21 protein-coding genes are annotated in these 21661 nt (G+C 29.6%); 5 read left to right on the forward strand and 16 right to left on the reverse strand.

The window, feature by feature from the left end:
* From CC89_RS08670 to CC89_RS08695, 6 genes are all read right to left on the reverse strand, one after another.
* Entirely contained in the window at positions 1-411 is a 411-nt protein-coding gene (locus CC89_RS08670; RefSeq protein ID WP_035291081.1) for a hypothetical protein, read from the reverse strand.
* Between the two features lie 225 nt (positions 412-636).
* Positions 637-1752 carry a hypothetical protein gene (locus tag CC89_RS08675; RefSeq protein ID WP_035291082.1) on the reverse strand — a complete coding sequence of 372 codons (1116 nt, stop codon included), beginning with the start codon at positions 1750-1752 and terminating at the stop codon, positions 637-639.
* A 7-nt stretch (positions 1753-1759) separates the two neighbouring features.
* Complete coding sequence (locus CC89_RS08680) at positions 1760-2974, reverse strand: ABC transporter permease (protein ID WP_035291084.1); 1215 nt, start codon at positions 2972-2974, stop codon at positions 1760-1762.
* Positions 2974-3840 carry an ATP-binding cassette domain-containing protein gene (locus CC89_RS08685; protein ID WP_035291085.1) on the reverse strand — a complete coding sequence of 289 codons (867 nt, stop codon included), beginning with the start codon at positions 3838-3840 and terminating at the stop codon, positions 2974-2976. Before CC89_RS08685 ends, CC89_RS08680 begins: the two co-directional genes overlap by 1 nt.
* A 191-nt stretch (positions 3841-4031) precedes the next feature.
* Complete coding sequence (locus CC89_RS08690; protein WP_035291087.1) at positions 4032-5150, reverse strand: sensor histidine kinase; 1119 nt, start codon at positions 5148-5150, stop codon at positions 4032-4034.
* Positions 5140-5829 carry a response regulator transcription factor gene (locus CC89_RS08695; RefSeq protein ID WP_502685629.1) on the reverse strand — a complete coding sequence of 230 codons (690 nt, stop codon included), beginning with the start codon at positions 5827-5829 and terminating at the stop codon, positions 5140-5142. Before CC89_RS08695 ends, CC89_RS08690 begins: the two co-directional genes overlap by 11 nt.
* Before the next feature lie 399 nt (positions 5830-6228).
* Between CC89_RS08695 and CC89_RS08700 the strand changes: the two genes are divergently transcribed.
* Positions 6229-6534, forward strand: coding sequence for a hypothetical protein (locus CC89_RS08700; RefSeq protein WP_035291089.1), 306 nt, complete (start codon positions 6229-6231; stop codon positions 6532-6534).
* A gap of 302 nt (positions 6535-6836) precedes the next feature.
* Here the strand turns inward: CC89_RS08700 and CC89_RS08705 are convergent, their stop codons facing one another.
* The 7 genes from CC89_RS08705 to CC89_RS08735 all read right to left on the reverse strand — a co-directional run bounded on the left by CC89_RS08705 (position 6837) and on the right by CC89_RS08735 (position 15156).
* Positions 6837-7544, reverse strand: a complete 708-nt coding sequence (locus tag CC89_RS08705; protein ID WP_035291090.1) for an ABC transporter permease — start codon at positions 7542-7544, stop codon at positions 6837-6839.
* A complete protein-coding gene (locus tag CC89_RS08710) occupies positions 7528-8457 on the reverse strand; it encodes an ABC transporter ATP-binding protein (protein WP_035291091.1) in 930 nt (309 codons plus the stop codon). Before CC89_RS08710 ends, CC89_RS08705 begins: the two co-directional genes overlap by 17 nt.
* Positions 8458-8700: 243 nt before the next feature.
* Complete coding sequence (locus CC89_RS08715; RefSeq protein ID WP_051931615.1) at positions 8701-9627, reverse strand: sensor histidine kinase; 927 nt, start codon at positions 9625-9627, stop codon at positions 8701-8703.
* 1 nt (position 9628) lies between these two features.
* Positions 9629-10330, reverse strand: a complete 702-nt coding sequence (locus tag CC89_RS08720; RefSeq protein WP_353601169.1) for a response regulator transcription factor — start codon at positions 10328-10330, stop codon at positions 9629-9631.
* 630 nt (positions 10331-10960) lie between these two features.
* A complete protein-coding gene (locus CC89_RS08725; RefSeq protein ID WP_035291095.1) occupies positions 10961-12604 on the reverse strand; it encodes an ABC transporter transmembrane domain-containing protein in 1644 nt (547 codons plus the stop codon).
* Positions 12585-13631, reverse strand: coding sequence for a helix-turn-helix domain-containing protein (locus tag CC89_RS19510; RefSeq protein ID WP_051931617.1), 1047 nt, complete (start codon positions 13629-13631; stop codon positions 12585-12587). The genes CC89_RS08725 and CC89_RS19510 overlap by 20 nt, the downstream gene beginning before the upstream one ends.
* A gap of 310 nt (positions 13632-13941) precedes the next feature.
* On the reverse strand, positions 13942-15156 hold the full coding sequence (locus CC89_RS08735) for a dicarboxylate/amino acid:cation symporter (RefSeq protein WP_035291096.1): 1215 nt from the start codon (positions 15154-15156) through the stop codon (positions 13942-13944).
* Between the two features lie 373 nt (positions 15157-15529).
* Here CC89_RS08735 and CC89_RS08740 point away from each other — a divergent pair, with 373 nt between their 5' ends.
* Positions 15530-16837, forward strand: a complete 1308-nt coding sequence (locus CC89_RS08740; protein WP_035291097.1) for an IS110 family RNA-guided transposase — start codon at positions 15530-15532, stop codon at positions 16835-16837.
* Positions 16838-17748: 911 nt separating this feature from the next.
* On the opposite strand, the gene CC89_RS08745 is transcribed toward CC89_RS08740, so the two are convergent.
* The 3 genes from CC89_RS08745 to CC89_RS08755 form a co-directional block, all read right to left on the reverse strand.
* Positions 17749-18060, reverse strand: a complete 312-nt coding sequence (locus tag CC89_RS08745; protein ID WP_035287744.1) for a PTS sugar transporter subunit IIA — start codon at positions 18058-18060, stop codon at positions 17749-17751.
* A gap of 48 nt (positions 18061-18108) precedes the next feature.
* Positions 18109-18717 carry a copper homeostasis protein CutC gene (locus tag CC89_RS08750; RefSeq protein ID WP_035287745.1) on the reverse strand — a complete coding sequence of 203 codons (609 nt, stop codon included), beginning with the start codon at positions 18715-18717 and terminating at the stop codon, positions 18109-18111.
* 332 nt (positions 18718-19049) lie between these two features.
* On the reverse strand, positions 19050-20009 hold the full coding sequence (locus CC89_RS08755; protein WP_035287747.1) for a glycosylasparaginase: 960 nt from the start codon (positions 20007-20009) through the stop codon (positions 19050-19052).
* Between the two features lie 279 nt (positions 20010-20288).
* On the opposite strand from CC89_RS08755, the gene CC89_RS08760 reads away from it, so the two are divergent.
* The 3 genes from CC89_RS08760 to CC89_RS08765 all read left to right on the forward strand — a co-directional run.
* Positions 20289-21203: a sigma 54-interacting transcriptional regulator gene (locus CC89_RS08760; RefSeq protein ID WP_051931619.1), complete on the forward strand. Its 915-nt coding sequence runs from the start codon at positions 20289-20291 to the stop codon at positions 21201-21203.
* The gene (locus CC89_RS21080; protein WP_051931621.1) at positions 21193-21393 is read left to right on the forward strand and encodes a hypothetical protein; all 201 of its coding nucleotides are present in this window, start codon (positions 21193-21195) and stop codon (positions 21391-21393) included. The genes CC89_RS08760 and CC89_RS21080 overlap by 11 nt, the downstream gene beginning before the upstream one ends.
* 81 nt (positions 21394-21474) lie before the next feature.
* Positions 21475-21661 (forward strand): hypothetical protein (locus tag CC89_RS08765; RefSeq protein WP_035291099.1); only part of this gene is annotated, 187 nt, incomplete at its 3' end.

Here is a 21661-nt window from a genome sequence, read left to right on the forward strand (position 1 = left end):
TTATAATCCTTTCCTATTGTAATAATAAAACAAACTTGCTTTAAGAGTAGTAATTATAAATAGTAAAATCAATATTAATAACCCTATAACATCTCTTGTAACGTTAACATTACTATACATAGGTGCTGCAACAAGAATAGCCAGTAAGAATAATCCTATATTAACAACAACTAGAACAATGTTATTTACTCTATATAAAATTTTTTCTGCCAATTCATCCACTTTTTCTTGTTTTATAAATCCAGTAAGACCGTATAAAACTAACACAGAATAATAAATCTTTGAAATAATGTTGTGATATTGGTTAAATCCAAAGTTGTCTCTACTCACAATATATAAAACAAGTATTAAAAATACTACTAATGATTTAAAAAACAGCTGGTTTGCTAGTTTAATTTTATTTGTCCTCATGTCAAGACCTCCATGTGATATATTTATAACTTTCATATTATAAATATATCACATGGAGGTTTGAATGTCAATTTAATTAGAAAATATATTTTTACAATTTATATCATAAAATTCATACCAACTCGAAAAATAATCTTTATTCAAAGGATAACTTGATGAATTTTTAATTACAATTTCAAAATTGTAAAACTTATTTTTAACCGCTTATTTTTAGAAAATAAATATCTAAATGCACTTTCTATTAATAGCAACAACTAGTGCTGTAGCAGCTATTATAAATACCATTAAAATCTCCAGTATGATTGCATAAGGTTCCCATATTCCAAAATTGAGAGAAAATCCACACAAACTTGCTGATATATGAGAGCTCGCCATAGGGATTGCATTTAGTATATAATTCATAAAACTTGTTGAAGATGACACAATTTTGCTTCCCACCATATAAAATATACTTAAACTGACACCTGAAGCTATAGCTATGGTGGTTTTCTTTGTCTTTAAAGATATATATCCCATTAAAATTGATAAAGCAAGGATTCCAATGATTTCTGCTAATGCCGCTATCATGATAGCTTCCCCTATAGAAAGATTGCCAAAAGAAAATAATGAAAGCATCTTATAGCTAGTCTTTAACGTTTTAAATCCTACCGCAGAACCGATTATTCCTACTGTTCCTAAAATGGTAATTAGCGTCAATAATACTCCATAAAAAATTACCGGTAAAGTTCTAACCATCATATTTTTCTTACATCCTTTGGTGGTTCTAATAATTTCTATGCTCTCATCTTCAAAGCTGTCAGAATAGGTTCCTGAAGCAAAAAATGTCACTAAAAACATAGTAACTATAAAAAGTAACTTCATATTTTGAAAGACATCATAGTAAAAATAATGTCCAGGATATTGTGCAAATGGCGTTTTAATTTTGGTTAAATTGTTCATGGCAATTTGTTGCTCTGATGCTGGAAGTCTTTTAATTAATTCCTTAAATTTATTTCTCCAACAATCATAAAATTCTGTAGCATATTTATCAGGATAGTCCTCTATCTTATTCTCTTTATAAAGAATCCCTGGATAATCCTTAACAAGATTATCGATTACCCAAATTTGTGATTGGTAATAGTAGCTTTTAGATTTTTCATCTCGCACTTTCTTTAAAGCTGAATAAAGATTTTTCTCTGTAATATTTCCTTCATAGGAGTTCTGCTTTTTTAAATCATTAATATAATCCTTTTGATCATTTACTGTTATAAAATTCAAACCTATAGTTATAATAAAAATAACCAGTATAGATAATAATACATTTTTTGTATATAAACGACGTTTCATTTCCAATAAGATCATGAATTTATTACCTCCTAACATAATTCCATGAAGCCATTATCAAACTTATAAAAAGTATCAATAAACTGATAACTGAACAAAATTTAAAATAGAAAAATGCCTTTCCAAATATAGAAACTACAGGTACTTTAAATTTCATAATGTCAGAAAATGAAAATACCAAACTACCTGGTAAAACTAATTTTATTACCCTCAATATTAGATTGTTTAAATCTCTGCCAACACATAATAAAAATCCACTTACAATAACTAGTACACTAATACTCATTGCTGTTGATTTTTTCTTAACTTTAGAAGAAATAAAAATTGCAAATGAACAAAATGTAAGTGTCCCAATAAATCCCACCAAGATCATGCTTTTTATTAAATCACTTAAATTATAAGGTAAAATAGTTGTTGATAACTGAGCTGATGTTTTAAGAGCATTTGCTGGAAGATAGTGCTTTAAAATTCCTATATATGTTCCCATTCCAAGCACGTACATAGAAAATCCCATAATAATTGGTATAAAAAGTTTAGCAAACACTAATTTCTTTCTCCCACATTTTGTTGAAGATATAATTTCATCTAATTCACATTCTTTATCCTTAGCAATAATTCCACTAGAAAAAAAGCCCATAATTATTAAAAGTACAAAAGTAAATAATTGAATATGTGAAATGCCATCTTCCCATACTTCATAACCAGAATAGTAAGTATAAGGTTTTTCTACCTGATTCCACATTTTATAAGCTAATTCTTTTTCAGATTGATTCTTTGTGTTTTTAGAAATAAGCTCTTGATAATATAAGTCTTCATTTTCATAAAAATGAGAACCAAAATCCACAGGGAATTTTTCACATTCTAGATTAGCATCTCCTGATATTTTTTTAAGTTTATAATTTTGCATAACCAATGTATCTGCATAAACTGCCAATTTTAATAAATCGTCATTCATTATAATCTTATCTTCTTTATTTTTCGAATTCAAAAAAACTTCTCCACTTTTTTGAAAATTTTTCTCAAGCATTTTACCAGCATATACATTTCTATCCTTAGCTGCAGCTTTTATTGCCGACATTCCTTTAAGTCCCTTATAGCAGCCAGTCATCATGAATCCTTCTGTTGCTCCTCCTATAATAAACCATGCCCATAGTATTGCTAAAATAATAGAAACCAGAAGGTAAGATATGAATCTCTTCCCGCCCATTTGACGTTTTAGCTCAGAAATAAATAAATCCATTATTTAGCCTCCTTTACCTTTGAAAGATAGAAATCATTCAAATTAGGTTTCACCTGCTTACTGTTTCTCAGTGGTAATTTTGCAACATATCGAATAGTCACTAATCCATTCCCTTCATTACGAAAGTTCATGATACGATATTGTTGTTCTATATTATACATTTCGCTCTCTTGTATAGCTGTTTCAAAAACCATACCATCAATAGAATTAATTAATGTGCGACTTTCTCCCGATTCAATAATTGCTCCTTTCTCCATGAGTATGAGATAGTTTGCAATAAACTCTATATCCGATACAATATGAGTGGAAAGAATAATTATTTTCTCCTTACTAATGGTTGTTAAATAATGGCGAAAATTTCTTCTCTCCTCAATGTCCAAACCTGCTGTAGGCTCATCCACAATTAATATATCTGGATTATTGATCATAGCTTGACAAATACCTACTCTCCTTTTCATGCCACCAGAAAGCTCATCTACTTTTTTGTGTTTTACATCAGATAAATTAAATTGTTTCAATAACTCTGTAATGCATGTACGTCTTGTAGCTTTATCAATATCCTTTAGAACACCTATATAGTTTAGAAAGTCTTCTACACTTTGATTCTTATCATATCCAAAATGTTGAGGTAAATATCCTATCCTTCCTAAATACTCCGCTCCTAAACTAGAGATTTTATTATTGCCAAAACAAATTTCCCCTTCACTAGGTTTTAAATTTCCTACCATCATTCTCATCAAAGTTGTTTTTCCAGCACCATTTGGTCCTAAAAGCCCCCATATACCTGGAATAAAATTCAAACTAACATCTTTTACTGCCTTTAAATCTTTAAATTTTTTTGTTACCTTATCAATCCTTAATTCCATTTTCAGCCCTCCCTAAAAAAAATAAACCTTTATCTTATAGCATGATTATTCCACAAAAGGCATTACATTACTTGAATTATGAAATTTCATAATTCCATCGCATTGTACCTTTTTGTGGGTTAATCATATCATTAGTTTATCAATGATAAGATAAAGGTTTATTCACACTTTATGTAGAATTTATAAAGATTTTATAAAGGTTTTGGTAGATAAACACTAAAAGTTGTATGACCTTTTACGCTTTCTGCTTTTAATGTTCCCTCATGACGTTCAACAATTTGCTTCGCAATAGCAAGACCTAATCCTGAACCTGATGCTTGGCTCCTTGCTTTATCTCTACGATAAAATTTTTCGAATATCAGTTTAAGTTCTTGGTCAGATATAACATCCCCATCATTCTCTATGGTTATAATAGTTATTTTAGGGTCTCCTATACCTGTAACTTTAATAAAAGAATCCCTATTACTATAACTAATAGCATTCTTCAAAAGATTATTCAAAACCCTTGCCAAAAGATTACCATCACCATATATTTTTAAATCCGATGATACTTTTAAATTAACTTGTAAATTCTTAGGCATAAATAGAGGATAAAGCTCATCTGTTATTTGTTGTAAGAAAAATTCTCCATCAATTTCTGCTTTATTTAAAGGAATCTCTTGAAGATTAAATCTTGTAATGTCAAAAAACTGATTAGTTAATTCTTCTAAGTGATAAGCCTTGTCTAAGACTTTTCTTAAACAATCCTTCCTAATTTCTTCTGTAACTTCAGACTCTTCTAAAATATTTAAATATCCAATAATACTAGTTAAAGGTGTCTTTAAGTCGTGAGCTAAATAAGTTACCAAATCATCTTTCTTTCGGATTTCCATCTCCTTTTCTTGTTCCACCCTTGCCTTTTCATTTAAAATTGATTTAATTTCCACATCAATAAACTTTAGCTCCTGATCATCTCTAGGCTTTTCATCATCTCGAAATAGGCGCATCCTCTCCTCAACTTCAGCTATAACTTTCTTTTTTTCATCATTTCGAGATATTTTAGAAGCTATGTAAATACTAATTTGCACTATAAAAAAAACTGAAAAAACTATAAATGTCAATATACTTCTTAATCTATCCCATCGAAAAATTCCCCTTATTGCATGGTATCCATTGTAATTCAGTACTACTTCTTCTCTGTCATCAAGTAGCCTCCTTACAAAATATTCTCCAACACTTCCTTCTAAATATATATCAACAAAAAATAATATAAGTATAAAAGCTACAAATGATATAATATAATAATTCCACTTCCATTTTTTACATTTCAATGATATAACCTACCCCCCACACTGTTTTAATATATTCTGGTTTTTCAGAAGAATCTCCTATTTTTTCTCTTAAATTTCTAATATGAACAGTAATAGTATTAGTGGATTTAGAATAATAATCATTCTCCCAAATTAAATGAAACAGTTCCTCACCACTTAAAACTTCTCCTTTTCTTTCCAATAAAACTTTTAAAATTTTAAACTCCGTTGGTGTGAGCTTAATTTCTTTTTCATTAATACTTACTTGCTTACTTTTTTTATTTAAAGTAAGTCCTTTATAATAAATACTATCTGCATCAGTGCTGCTTTGGGTATATTCTTTATAACGTCTCAATTGGGCCTTTACCCTGGCAACCACTTCTAAAGGATTAAAGGGTTTTGTAATATAATCATCAGCACCATAGCTCAGACCTAATATTTTATCACTATCTGCATTTTTAGCTGTAATCATAATAATTGGGAAGTGGTATTTTTCACGAATATTTTTACATATACTTAGTCCATCGGTGTCCGGAAGCATTAAGTCTAAAATAACAAGATCCACTTGCTTGTTTAATTGTTTCATAGCTTCAGCACCATTTTCTGCTTCCCATACCTTGTAAGTTTGTCCTTCTAAATAGATTTTTAGAATATTCCTTATATCAGCATCATCTTCAACAATCAATATTTTATCCATTATATCACCCGTTTTTATTATACACTACCTTATCTATATGTTTATTAAGAAATAATAAAGATATTTAGAACTCTCCCTAAAATCCACTAATTCATAGTATCTTACTTTGTTATAATCATTTTATTTATTAATGTAGTAAATAAAATAGATGATGTATAATCTTCTAAATACAATTATTTAATTCTAGTTTTATAAAATGTCTACTTCTACTTATTAAATTTCAAAAAAACATACAAAAAACTCAATTGTATAGGCATTTAAAATCTTCCTTCAATACAATTTTCAAAGACTTATCGTAATTCATTGATTTCCACGGTAATTGTACTGCATTATTGTGGTAATATTTATTTCCAAACAACTTGTTATATGGTAATATACTAGTGTAAGGAAGGTGAAATTTACATGGAATATACAGTATTGTTGGCATTTATTATTATATCTGGGTTATTTGCATGGAACTCAATAGGAGATTTAAATAATAAAAATCAGAAACTTATGGCGCGTTTGGATAGCTTGGCAGACAAAACAGGGAATCCTGAATTATCAAGCAAATATGTTTCGGTTTCTCTAAAAGATGAATTAATCAACTTGAAAAATGAGGGAAAAATGGTCAAGGCAGTCAAATTGTTAAGAGATAATACTTCTTTCAGTTTAGTTCAGGCCAAAGAATATGTTGACAATTTAGAATTTCAGAAACAGGAAGATTAAAAAATATCTAGTTTGATTAATCTACAAATATGATTAAACCACAAAAGGATACAATGTGGTGGAATTATGAAATTTTTCCTCCATGACTTACATAAGAGCTCTGAACAATAAATTTAATTTAAATAGTTCCTTTGCTTCTTATGCAACTCATTCCAGAGAAATTTCATAATTCAAGTAATGTAATACTTTTTATGGGCTAATCATAATATATTTTTATATTGTAAGAATATATAAAATAGACACTATAATGTCCTAAAATTACCAGTTCATTATAGTGTCCATTTTTATAAAAACTAATTTAGCTAAGCAACATCTACATCGTCTATAGTATTTATCTTTTTTATTATGGTATATGCTGACAAAGTCAAGGTAATCAAAGTGATAATAATTAATTTAATAAGTGTATCTATTAATTGTGGTTCACTTCCTATTATAGGCTGCGCTAAAGCTGCTATTACTACTGCTGTTACTACTGTAGATGGTACTGATTTTTTCTTCATGCCAACAGTAAAGGGAAGTAATGACATGATTCCTGTCATTACAGCAAATGCCAAAAATATTAAAGATGCAGAAGAAATATAACTAAAACTAAAACTTCCTGCAACCACATCAACAATAGAATCTAAAATTACTGTATACAGTATACATAGTGTATTACTAATAAGTACGCATGACATTCCAAATACACCTACTATAAATAGCTTTGACAACATTATTTTTTTTCTGTCAATAGGATAACAAAACATTACTAAAATTGTTTTATCCTTATATTCTCCTATAATAATCTTCCCCATTATTGTTGAAGAAAATATCAAAAAAACATCAAATGATAAAACATTTATCATCCATATAACACTTTGATATGTATCTAAGTCGTTTGGTGAATGTACCTTATTATCAATATATGACATGGTTAAAAAAGCCATTATAAAAAGTATAGCTATAAATACTCCTTTAATATATTTTTTAAGTTTATATTTCCTTATTTCTAATTTAATTAATTGCAGCATAACTATCCTCCTGTATCAACTTTAGAAAATATTCTTCCAAGGTACTTTCCTTTTTACATATACTTTCTAATTCAACACCATTTTCAATGAGTACTCTTGAAATTAGCTTTTGGGATTTTTCTATATCGTATATACGAATTTTGTTTTCAGAAATCATCTTGTAGTTTAAAATACCCATTTCTTCTTTAATTAAATATCCTGCTTTACTTGGATTATTTACTTCTAATTCTATATATTCACTGCTATACTCATGAACCTTTTCCATAGATACTTCTTTTAATAGCTTGCCATTTTTTATAATACCAACTGTATCTGCAATTAACTCTATTTCTGAAAGAATATGACTTGAAATAATTATTGTTATTCCATATTTTTCATTTAATGTTTTTATAAGTGAACGAACTTCCTTAATTCCTTCTGGATCTAAGCCATTAATAGGTTCATCCAATATAAGAAATTCTGGTTTTGCAAGTATTGCTCTTGCAATTGCTAATCTCTGTTTCATGCCTAATGAATAATTACAAACTGCTTTTCCTTCAATATCCAATAACCCTACTAAACTTAAAACTTCATCTACTCTTTCTTTATTGTGATAACCCATATAATCACAATGCAACTCTAAATTTTCCCTTCCTGTTAATTTGCTATAGAAATAAGGATTTTCTATAATAGAACCTATCCTTTTTAAAGTTTCAAAATTATTTCCATTAACTTCTTTCCCAAAAAGGATAATTTCACCTTTACTAGGCTTTACTAAATTAAGAATCATTTTAAGTATTGTACTTTTTCCTGCTCCATTTGGACCTAGGAACCCGTAGATTTCACCTTTTCTTACATGCATCTCTACATTATTTACTACCTTTTTATCCTTATACATTTTAGTAAGTCCATTTGTTCTCAATATGTAATCCATATTAATCTCTCCTTTCTATAAAATTAATATAACAAATCAACTTATCTTTTTTCTATCATGAATCTTACTTTTTTCTTAAGTACATAAAAATAAATAATAAGTCAAAGATGCTGGTATATTTTGTGTCAGACAAGAAAGCAGGTTCCGCCGCTAGTAGAACTATCGGTGGGTTCTGCTGACGCAGTATGGGGCAAAATAGACTAGCATACTGACTTGTTATTTATTTGAATGTGCCTTAAGTTGCTATTTTTCTTTTGGAAGTATTATATTAAATAATGTTTTCTTGTTGGGAATACTAGTTAACTTAATTTTCCCATTCATATGCTCCACAAGTTCCTTGGATATTGTTAATCCTAATCCACTACCTTGGTAATCTTTACTTCTTGAATCTTCTAATGTATAAAGTCTCTCAAAAACATTTTCCTTATATTTTTCCAAAATTCCCTTACCGTGATCTTCAATTCCAACACAAACTGTGTTTTCACACACATCAATACTTATCCCTATGTATTTTCCATCGCTTCCATATTTAATAGCATTATGTATTATGTTTTTTAGGACACGACTTAGTGCTTCTTCATCTGCACTAACGTAAATGGGATTCTCTGGTATATTAATGTCCACATAAAATTCTTTCTCCGAAAGGATATTATAGAATTCAAACATATTTTTTCTACATATCTCACATACATTTACTTTTGTAATATTAAGTATTTTGTCACCAGACTCCAACTTAACAAGATTGAAAAATTTATTTATCAATTCTAATATTTCATTAATTCTCAAATCCACCTTCTCAATCATCTTATCATTATTGAATTTAAGCCTTAGCATTTCCACATATCCTTTTAAAGTAGTTAAGGGGGTTTTTAAATCATGTGACATATTTGATAACATTTTCATCATGGATATTTTGGAATTTTCATATGCCATCTTATTTTTATTACTATAATCTAATAAATGATTAACACTTGACGCAATAGACTTTACTACTTCATTTTCTGTAGGAATCAATATTAATTCCAATGTTTCATTCTCAATAATTTCTTCTATTTTGTTAGCTATATATTCAATTTGTTTTGATTGAAGAGTATATTTCCTATGTTCTAAAATATATATTATTATAAAAATTAAAACTAAAATACCTAATAATATTGTCATTATGTTCATGCTATTTGTCCTCCATCTTATATCCAATTCCCCACAAAGTCTTGACATATTGAACGTTACTTTTGTCCTCACCTAATTTATTTCTTAATCTTTTCATATGCACATTAATAACATTTTCCTCTCCAAAATAAGGCTCCTTCCAAATTTGATTATAAATTTGTTCTTTTGAAAAAACTCTTTCCAAGTTAGAAGCAAGTAGCTTTAAAATTTCAAATTCCTTACAAGTCAAATTTAATTGCTTTCCTGCCTTAATAACAGAATGCTTATATATGTTAATCTCCAAGTCTTTAACACAAATTATTTCATCTTCATGTTCATGATTATTTTTTTCTTTATTATACTTTGTTACTCTTCTTATATTTGCCTTAATTCTCGCTGAAAGCTCCACTAAAGAAAATGGCTTAGTTATATAATCATCCGCTCCAAGTCCTAACCCCATTGCTTTATCTGTATCATTATCTTTTGCTGTTATAATAATTATAGGAGTAACATCCTTCTCCCGTATTTTTCTCATAACATTCAATCCATGGATTTTAGGAATCATTAAGTCTAATAAAATCAAATCATAGGATTGTTCTTGGAATTTAACCATTGCTGACTCTCCATCGTAAGCTTGTGTAATTTCATACCTATCATTTATTAAATACTCAGTAACCATTTCACTTATGTTTTTATCATCTTCTACTAATAATATTTTAGTCAAAATCCCCCTCATTCCTTTCATTCTATTATTGATTTTTATATAAAACTTTAAAATTCTGATATAATTTTTTGTTATTCTTATTAATATATAATCTTAAATCATCACTTAATAGTATAACAAAAATAAATAATTCAGTTGTAATGATTATATAACATTATACTTATAATAATACCTTCTCTAATATCTCATAATGCCATAAATATAACTGTAACAGTATGATTATCCCACAAAAAGTATTGAATTACTTGAATTATGAAATTTTTCTTGAATGACTTGTATAAGAAAGAAACTATTTAAGTTTATTGTTCCCAGCTCTTATGCTAGTCACTTAGAATAAATTTAACAGTTCATCCACATTTTGACTTTTTGTGGTTTAATCACAGTATAATTTTAATAAAATAAAAATGAGCTGTGGAACTAAGAATAAATCATACAATACATTGTGTTAAGTTTAAACTTGCAAAACAGTATATTGTATGTAAATTTCTTAATGCCACAGCACTTTATATTATAGTATAATTGTATAAGTGACCTCTTAATAAACATAACTTTCTAGTTTATTTCACGCCCATATAGCCATTATAAAATGCCGCTAGATAGACACTTTATTGATTACTACCTTTAAAACCTTTAAGAAGCATTTCGCAATTTTTTATATTCCATGGACTCACAAATCTCTTCATAGGTACCATTTTGTACAAGCTTTCCATTTTCCATTAGAAGAATTTCATCAAAGTATCTCAATTGTTCCGATAATTTATGAGTTATCATAATCATGGTTTTATCTTCCATTGATAATAAGAACCTTTCTAACTTATTAGTAATATTCATATCCGTTGCAGAAAACACTTCATCCATAAGGCAAATAGATGCATCAGCCAAACACATTCTATAGATAACTAAAACCTGTTTTTCTCCGCCACTTAAATCTTGGCAATTTGATTTTTCAGCTATAGAATTTAGCATATTTTTATCTAAAACATTTTCTAGAAAACTAACCTTATTAAAAGGAAATGAATTAAAGATTGTCACATTGTTTTTATACCCGCTAGCAAATATATGCTCCTGTTGATTTACATTATGAATTATATAAGAGGTATCTAAATCCTCTAGCTTTTCATCATCTATATAAATATTCCCCTTATTTAATTCCACATATCTCATTAAAGCATTAATTATAGTGGATTTTCCTGAGCCACTGTGCCCAATTATTGCGTACTTCTTATTTTTTTCAAATCTGTAGCTGAAATCTTTCAAAGAAAAGTTTTCATAATTTACAGTTACATTTTTAAATTCTATATGAGAATTAAATTCTTTTTTAACCATCAAGTCTTTGTAATTTTCATTAATTCTTAAAAACTCCAAAACTTTAAGCTTAATGCTTTTAGTTGACTTTATAGTATTTATATCATAAATCAGTGACTCCATGGGACTTATAAAGCACTCTATATAGCCAAAAGTAGCCACTGCTGTACCTATGGTGATTTCCTTTTTTATAAGTAAATACCCCACCATAGCAAAGGAAATTATGTGCAATAAATATATAAAAGCTCCGTTAATAATTAAGGCAAAGGACTTTAATTTACCGTACTGAAATCTATATTCGGCTGTATCCTTAAGAAATCTTTCCTGCTCATTAAAAATATTATTTCTCGTTTTACTCTTAATTAACTTAAAACCTTCTAAAAGGTCTTTTATCTTAGATACATAAAGACCCATATTGTCTAGATATACCTTTCTCCTTAAAGATAATTTTTTAGCAGTAAGATTAGGTGCAATTAAAGTAGCTATTATAGAGGAAAAAAGCATCACTAGTGCAATTCGCCAATCAATAAAAGCGAAAAACATAACTCCATACACAATAAATATATTGATAGATTTAATTATATCTATAAAAGGAGTAAGATAGTCCATCTCAAGCTGAGTTATCTCATTACCTTGAAGAGAAATGTATTCTCCCACGTCTTTAGCTGAAAATCTCTTGTAGCTATAATTAGTTATAGTTCTAAAGAAGTCTTTTTTTAAACTTACTTCAAAAGCAATACCCAGTTTAAAATTCAATAAATTTTCCATATAGGAAAGACCCAAATTTAAAACATTACATCCAATATATATTAAAATTAGAATTCCTAAATATGTTTCATCAGAATTTCCAATAGAATCAAATAGCTTTTTGGTTAAATAAGGAATATTAGCTAAAGATATAGTAGCTAGTAGATCACAAATTACATTTAAAAGTATTAAATGTTTTATTTCATAGAGATACTTTTTCATAATATTTTTTAAGCCTTTCTATTTCTCTTTTTGGTTTATCTATCATTTCGCCTGAGGAAATATTGTGCTCCTCTTGAAGGATGGAAATCTCTCTCTGCAAAGCTTCAACAGCATTCTTATACCTTCCTAGAATCTCATATATCCATGCCATAAATTCAAGTGGATCTACAAGACGAGGTTTCTCCTGTAATTGCATAGACTTTTCATAATCTTTAAGTGCTTTTTCATAATATCCCACTCTTACCATACGATCACCATGAGAAATATAGGCCTTCCAATCTGATGGGAATTCATTTACTCCTTGACCCCATAACTTTATAGCACTCTCCCTATGACCTAACTGAAATTCAATGTCTCCTTCATACATAAAATCTAGTGAGGTATGCTCAATCTTCTTCACCTTCTTTAATGTATCCCTAGCCTTATCGTAATGCCCATCCCTAATTAATTGATCCAAATAAAATAAATGCCCGCTCCAATAATTTGGATGCTCTCTTGTAAATTCTTCATAATATTTAATTAAACCATCATGCCTATTATAATATTCATCACCAAATACACCATTTTCTGCATGAATAAGTGCACCGTGATAATCCTTTTCATAAGGTTCATATTTTAAAGCCTCTTTTATATAAATGGCTGCTTTTTTATGATCATTTTCAGCCCTATGATTATAAAGTTTTCCTAAAAGGAAATACGCTTCGGATTTTTCAGGCTCATCCTTAAGGGTATTTTCAAGAAAATTCACAGCATAATTAAATACTTCTGGACTTATTATCCTTTCGTTGTAAATCATATTTCCTATTCTTTCTATCTGAACTTCAGAGGGTATAACAAATAACTCATCAATAGTAACTCCAAAGTAAACTGAAAGCTTTGGCAATAACTCAATATCCGGTGATGTAATATTATTTTCCCATTTAGACACCGCTTGATAAGAAATACCTAAATGCTTTGCTAGCTCCTCCTGAGTAACCCCTTTTTCTATACGTAAATTTTTTATTTGTTTTCCAATTTCAATAGACATAAATTTATCCTCCAACTATAAATTAAGTTGATTCATGAATCAACTTAATTATAGTTTACGCCAGTTTTATATTCAATAACTTGTATTTTTATATAACTAAACCAGTAGTTGAGCTAAATATATTAGAAAATATTTAAATAATAATTAATTATAAAAATGCTGATTCATACTAGCAACATAAAATTGCAGGTATGAATCAGCTCAATCATTCAAAATATTATATTTAGCAAACATAAACCTCCAGTTTATGTTATAAAACCTTAGATTCGATAAAGTTAAAAGTTATTAAAAACAAATGTATATTTCACTTTTACTTATTTTCAAACCATCTTTTTCCTTCAACAAATCGTGCTACAATCATGGCAACACCCGTATCACCAGTTACATTAATTGCAGTAGCAGGAGCATCTGTGATTGTTCCAATCAAAACCATAATTGGTATTGAAACAGCCGGAAAGCCAAATGCTGAAACAATAAATATTTCTCCCACATAACCACCAGCTGGTATAGCTCCCATAACAGTTGAAGCAACTACCGCTACAATTACTGCAATAACAATATTTTTAGGTGTTGTAAAGGGTACATTAAATACAGAACACATAAATGCAATTTTTAAAATTGTTATAATACATGCTCCATCTTTATGTAAATTGGCTCCCATAGGAATTGTAATATCACTTATATCATCAGGTATACCTATTTCCTTTGCAGCTTTTAAATTTACTGGAATACATGCAGCACTAGAGCAAGTTCCAAGAGCTGTTAAACATGGTGTAATTGCAGTTTTCCAATAAGCTCGAACACCTTTTTTACCTGCTCCAATATAAGCAAATATAGTATTTGAAAGCATATAATAAATGGCAACTATAACCATGTATATGATCATGGCCCTAGACAATGGTCCCACTAACTGTTTTCCGTTCTGACCCATTAAAATTGCAAAATAACATCCTAATCCAATTGGAGCTAATTTCATAATAATTCCAACTAATTTAAGAATAACATTTGACAATGAATCCATAAATACTGCAACTGGTTTTCCCTTTTCACCAACCATAACAAGGGCAATTGCAAAGATCATTGTAAAAACCATAAGTGCCATCAAATTTTGCCTTGATAATAAACCAGGAAAATCATTAACAGTAAACATAGATAAAAAATTACTGTTGCTACTTAGGTTGCCCACTTTTTCTGTAAATTGTATATTAGAACCTTTGGCTGGATCAAATATGCTAAGTACTCCAGCTGTAAATAAACTAGCTATTGCTCCAGATCCTAAAAAAGTTACCATCATAACCAATAAAATCTTTTTTAGTTTTGCTAAATTCTCCATCTTAGCAATAGAAGATACTAATGAAACAAAAACCAATGGTACTACACTACAATATAATAGATTTAAAAACACATCTGCAATCGGTTGCAACACAGATGCACCTTCACCCCAAAAGTATCCTATTGTACCACCAATTATCATTGAAGCTAATAATAAAAGTGAAGAACCATATGTTTTTATAAACTTTTTCATCATTTATCCTCCTTGTATAATAATGATGTAGTCATTAAGACTACTCATCTCAATTTAATTGTTTCTATAATAGATAACAGAAGAAGGATTTCTTCCTTCATCAGATGTTATCTTAGTTAATTATCATGCTTGACGGTTCCTATATAGACTCCAGACTTTTCATAAAGTATAATCTTCAAGGATAGGACAAATAATGTTTTCCTCCTTGGGAAGTCAGTATCTGCTGACTCATACCCGTGATTTAGTCAATTAGTCCATTCAATGAGGTTTTATGATTCGGCTGGTTGGGAGCCTCAGGCTATACCTGTATAACTCGCAAGGTTGTGTACTCATTAGATGGAAATGGATTCCTATCGGAAAGGAGCTTTTGCTCATGTCAAACATTTTATTTAAAAATTTATTTATCTCGGTCGGTATTGATGTTGGTGCAGATTTCAGTTGGATGTCTATCGCACTTCCTAACCAGGCCTTTGTTGGAAAGCCTTTTAAAATACTACATTCAAACATTGATTCCCTTGAACTCGCTGTTTCTAAAATAAAAGAAGCAGAAGAGTTGTATTCTTTGGAAAGTCGCATTTTCCTAGAATCCACGGGAATTTATCATTACCCACTCTTCTGCTATCTTCGTGATACTGGATTTAATGTTAACCTAATTAATCCTATCATCACTAAGAATAGCACAAACATTAACATTAGAAAAGTGCATAATGACAGATTTGATTCAAAAAAAGCTGCCTTAATAGGCTTAAAGCCAGATTTAAAAGTATCTCTTATGCCATCAGATCTTGCTCTTGATTTAAGAAATCTTTCAAGAGAGTATTATGATTTGATGGACAACCGTTCTGCTTATGTGAACAAACTTCAAAGTGAACTTCGGATGGTATTTCCAGAATACCTTAAAATTTTTTCAAAAATAACTACTAATACATCATTAACCTTATTAGAAACATACACATCTCCAGATGCATTTTTAAATGCTTCCAAAGAAGAGATTATTGATTCTATAAGATCTACAGCTCGTTTTGGGCTTACATATGCTAATAATAAGTATAATGCCATTATAAAGGCTGCCAATGATGCAAAGACCTTCGGTTATTCTGTAAGTAGTAATTTTAAGCGTATTAGATTATACATAAGCTTTATTCGAAAGTATGATGAAGAGATTTCTTCTATACTCTCTGAAATGCATAAGCTTGTTGATGAAAATGAAAATACTGATTTTGTAAAGCAAATTCACTTGATTGAAACATTTAAAGGTGCAGGTTTTCTTTCTGCTGTAAGCCTCATGGGAGAAATCGGAGATTTCTCTGCGTTCAACTCACCAAAACAGCTTTTTGCTTATTTTGGTTTAGATCCAGCAGTAAAGCAATCTGGCAACTTTAATGGCACAAAAATCAGTATGTCAAAGCGAGGCTCTCGAATTGCCAGAAGAGTAATTCACACTATGGCATTAATCAGCATAAGCAAAAACAAAGATGGCTCCGCCAAAAATCAAGTACTTCGAGAATACTATCTTTTAAAGTGCCAAAGTAAGCCTAAAATGATTGCTCTTGGGGCAGTTATGCATAAAGTTTGTAACGTATTATTTGCCATTCTTCGTGATGGGAAAGAATTTGAAATAATTACACCAGAAGAACACCAAAAGAATTATCTCAAAGCGAAATGCGGCTTCGCTGCGTAGTATAATTCCATAAATATAATTTCCGTTTTTTGTTAGTCTAACAAAAGTTTATTAAGGTTACCCTTTTTTAAGATAATAAAAATATTAATTATTTTTTTAATTCTTATTGACATTTCTTAGCTGGACTAAAAAATTAATATGAAATATAGATTTTTTCTTTCATGAAAAATCTTAGAAAATACTTATTTTTATCCGATGACTACCTGCCGTAACACTCCCACTTCTTACAAAGTGGGAGATAACGGCAGCTACGTCCCTGGATAACGCTCTCTAACCTTCAGTTGGAGTAAAAACTCCATCTGAAGCTAAGAGCTCTGTTTATAAAACAAAAAACCCACAGAGTCACTCTTAAATCGTGACTCCGCAGGTTTAAATTCTAATCTGCGTGTAGGAAATTTCTTTGTACATTTAGAAAGTCTCCCTGTACCGCTCAGGTATAACTTTAATTGAAGTATAAATATTAGCCCAGCAACACACTAATAACTAATGCTATGCTCAGGTGTAACTCTAATTTAAGTATAACCCTAGATACACTCACTTCATGGTATATTTCTTGACAATTTTAAGTGAAAAATTACAACCTTTAAGTTAACTAAAAACTAATACTCCAGTGCACTGAAAGCTGTGAAATATCACTTAATTGTGTAATATATTAACATGTTCAATAAAAACTGTCAATAGTACAATTACAAATTTCCTTAAATGTTTTAATTAAACTATATCATGATTATCCCACAAAAGTATTACATTACTTAAATTATGAAATTTCTCTTGAATGACTTGCATAAGAAGCAAAGGAGCTGTTTAAATTTATTGTTCCCAGTTCTTATGCAAGTCATGGAGGAGAAATTTCATAATTCCACTACATTGTACCTTTTGTGGGCACTCTCTTTTGTGGTTGAATCATATGATTATTTTGAGTATTTTTTATGTGTTAAAATCATTTCCTCGGTAATTGCTTTTAATGTTTCTGTGGTCATCAATTGATCTTCTGCATGCATTAAAAGCAATGATACTTTTACTGGTTCGCCCGAAGCTTCTTGCTGAATTAATGAACTATGTGATTCATGAGCCTTTAATAAACTTGCCTCTGCATCTTCAACACATTTTTCTGCTAGCTCAAAATTCTCTTCTCTTGATGCTTTTAGAGCCTGAAATAAAGATGACTTTGCATCTCCTACATTACTAATTAATTGGAATGATATTAATTCTAAATCCTCCATACCTATCTCCTCTTTTCTTTTTTAACTGTCCATTATTAAATTTAACTTTTAAACTACCTTACTGCCATGAATTTCAGTTGCACCTGTATAATCTAAAATATATTGTCTATTTTCTTTGGTAACACCTTTTCCAGGCATAATTGTAATTCTTCCATTAGCATATTGGACTAAAGCTTTCAATTCATCTTTTCCCTCTAAGGCATTAACTTTTCCGCCTTTAGTTAATATTCTATCTACTTGCAAACTTACCAGCTGATCTATAGCAGAGAACTTGTCCTCTATTTCATCAAAAGCCATATGGAAAGTTACACTCATTGGCTTTGATATTTCTACTAGTTCTCTCACTGTTTTTATATCTATATTGCTATGGACTAAGGCACCAATAACTACTCCATGAGCACCTAATTCTTTAGCTATTTTGATGTCCTCTTTCATTATTTCTACTTCTTCCCTTGAATATTCAAAGGAACCCCCTCTTGGCCTAATTATAACCATTACAGGTATTTTTACATTAGCTATAGTTGTCTTTATAGTACCATAGCTTGGAGTAGTGCCATCCTCTAATAAATTATCACATAATTCTATTCTGTTGGCTCCTAACTTTTCCATAGAGATAGCATCTTTGAATTTTCCTACACAAGCCTCATAAATACTCACTGCTTTTCCCCCTTGTTTTATATGCTTATGAAACTCTCCCGCCACTTCTTATGCTAAAGTGCAGTTTTGTTGACTAATAATTATAAGTTTATTTCATATACCTATGCATACTTATAATATCATAACTGTATTTTAATCTACAAAACTAATTATTCTATAACATTGCTTTATCTATATATAATACTACTTTACCTATAACATTGCTTTATCTATAACACTTCTTAATCTATAGTGCTAGTTAATTCAAGAAACTAAAAAATGTGTATTTGAAAAGTACTGTAATGATGCAAAATGCTAGTAAACTAATTTGAATTTTAAGCTATTATAATAAACTAATCAAATGTTATAGGAGATGTTATTCTTTTAGTGTATGCATCTAACCATTCCTGACTTGCTACTTCATAGGTTGTTTTTCCATCTACATTTTTACATACATAAACTGTAGGTTCCTTACTATCTGTAGCCACTGAAAAAGAAAATCCATCAATATTAGTTGCTACTCCAAATTCACCCTTATTATTTAAACATACTACAGATAAATCTCCTGCTTTCTTTCTCTTTTTAATTAATTTTTCATTCAAATCTTCAACAGCTTTATCTGCAGCTTCCTGTGGAGTACATCCATCTTTCATAAGTCTAACTATTTCATAGGAAATGCAGCCCTTCATTAAGTCTTCTCCAAGTCCAGTAGCTGTTGCTCCTCCCACTTCACTATCTACGTAGAAACCTGAACCACAAACTGGTGAATCACCAACTCTTCCTTTTCTTTTCATAAATAACCCACTAGTTGATGTACCAGAAGCCATAGAGCCATTAGCATCTAATGCTATCATACCAACGGTATCATGTCCATCATAAGGACTTAAACCTTTTTCTACAGTTTCTTTAACTCTTTTCTTGTAATGCATTTTAGCTCTATCTGTTAACATATTAACTCTTTCAAAGCCATTTTTATGAGCATATTCATCTGCTCCAGTTCCTACTAAAAAGCAATTGAATCTTTCGTCACTTAATTTTTTAGCTATACTTATAGGATTTTTAAAATCTCTTATACCAGCTACTGCTCCTATAGATAAAGTATCCCCATCCATATAAGCTGCATCTAACTCAACTTCACCGTTTTCATTTGGCAATCCACCATATCCAACTGATTTATAAAAAGGATAATCCTCAACCATACTAATTGCCTCTTCTATAGCATCTCCTGCTGGGGCTTTATCTTCTAATGATTTGCATGCCTTAGTTATTCCTTCAACTGCCATTCTCCACGTTGCTATTATTGCCCACTTCATAAACTTTTTCCTCCATTCTTAATTGTTAGTTATTGATACTTATTATCTATGCAATAACTATGCCAACTATAAAATACACAATGATTTTTCAATTTACTTATGCTTTTAAACACTTTTCCTAACTAATAATTGATTTTTGTATCAAGTGTATTGTAGAATAATACATATACACGTTTACATAGGTTATTTTTCTGCATAGTGTGTTTTATTTACACAATTATTGACACAATAATTTAAAATTAATTACACACTTCATTATTTATAAGGGGATAGGATATTATGAAAAGAATAGATTTAGTATACAATTCTATAAAAACATTAGATAAAGGTAGTGGAGTAACCACTATTGAAGTTAGTGAATTGTTAAATTTAGAGAGGTCTAATATAAGTAAAGACTTAAATTTACTAGTTAATGAAGGCTTATTATATAAAAATAGTTCGAGACCTGTAAAATACTTTTTAAACAATTCTACTAATGTAGATTTTACGGCAAAATCATCTATGGATAATCTAGCTTATCTCTATCCATCATTGATACCATCTATAAAACTAGCTAAAACAGCTATTTTGTATCCAGATAACGGAATGAATTGCCTGATTATCGGAGACACTGGTGTTGGTAAATCCATGTTAGCAAAATTAATGCATGAATATGCTAAATCACTAGATATTAAGAAAAACATGCCTTTTCTACATTTTAACTGCTCAGATTATTCAAATAACACCCAGCTATTAAGTTCCCATCTTTTTGGCGTAAAAAAAGGCACCTTTACTGGTGCAACTGAAAACAGAGCTGGACTAATAGAGCAGGCTGACGGAGGTATTTTATTCTTAGATGAAATACACAATCTTCCTAGTGAAGGTCAAGAAATGCTTTTTGTGTTTATGGATACAGGCTACTTTAAGAGATTTGGAGAGGTAACAAAAAAAATTCATTCTTCCGCTCGTATAATCTGTGCAACAAATAAGGATATAAGCTCTTCTCTTTTAGATACATTTATAAGGAGAATTCCAATAAAAATTTACATACCGGGATTAGAGGAAAGGCTTTTAGAGGAAAGACTTACCCTTGTAGAATATTTTATAAAAAATGAAAGTATAAAACTAAATAAGCCTATTTGGGTATCCTATAACACAATGCTTTGTTTATTATCCTATCATTGCCCTTATACATGTAGGTCAGTTGAAAAATGATATTAAACTAGCCATTGCTAACGCTTATTCAGACTATTTTATTCATAATAAGAAACAAATTAAAATAAATAGTCCCGATTTACCTGATGAATTAAAAAACATGCTAAATACTCAATTATCTCAAGAAAGGGTTTTATTAGATTCCTTAGATATGGTAGGATGGCTATTTTTATATGATAAAATTCCGTAATAACTAGTCATTCATTTTTAAAGCAGAAGCATATTATTCTCAATAGTTTTAAAAAGCTAATAAAGGATACTGCTAGTAAATATGATTAATAAAGAAATAAGCAGTGAAGCTATCATTGACTTTTTTATAGATTATCTAAATATAATTAAAGATGTTGCTTCAAGTTATCAATACAGCCTTAATAATTCTGCATACGAGGAGTTCTTATCAAGTTTATCCAATTTAGATAATGAACTTACAAACTATTTCACTGATGATATAGTAAAAA

Origin of the sequence: Clostridium sp. KNHs214 (genome assembly GCF_000744935.1) — a bacterium.
In the GTDB taxonomy this organism is placed as follows: Bacteria; Bacillota; Clostridia; order Clostridiales; family Clostridiaceae; genus Haloimpatiens.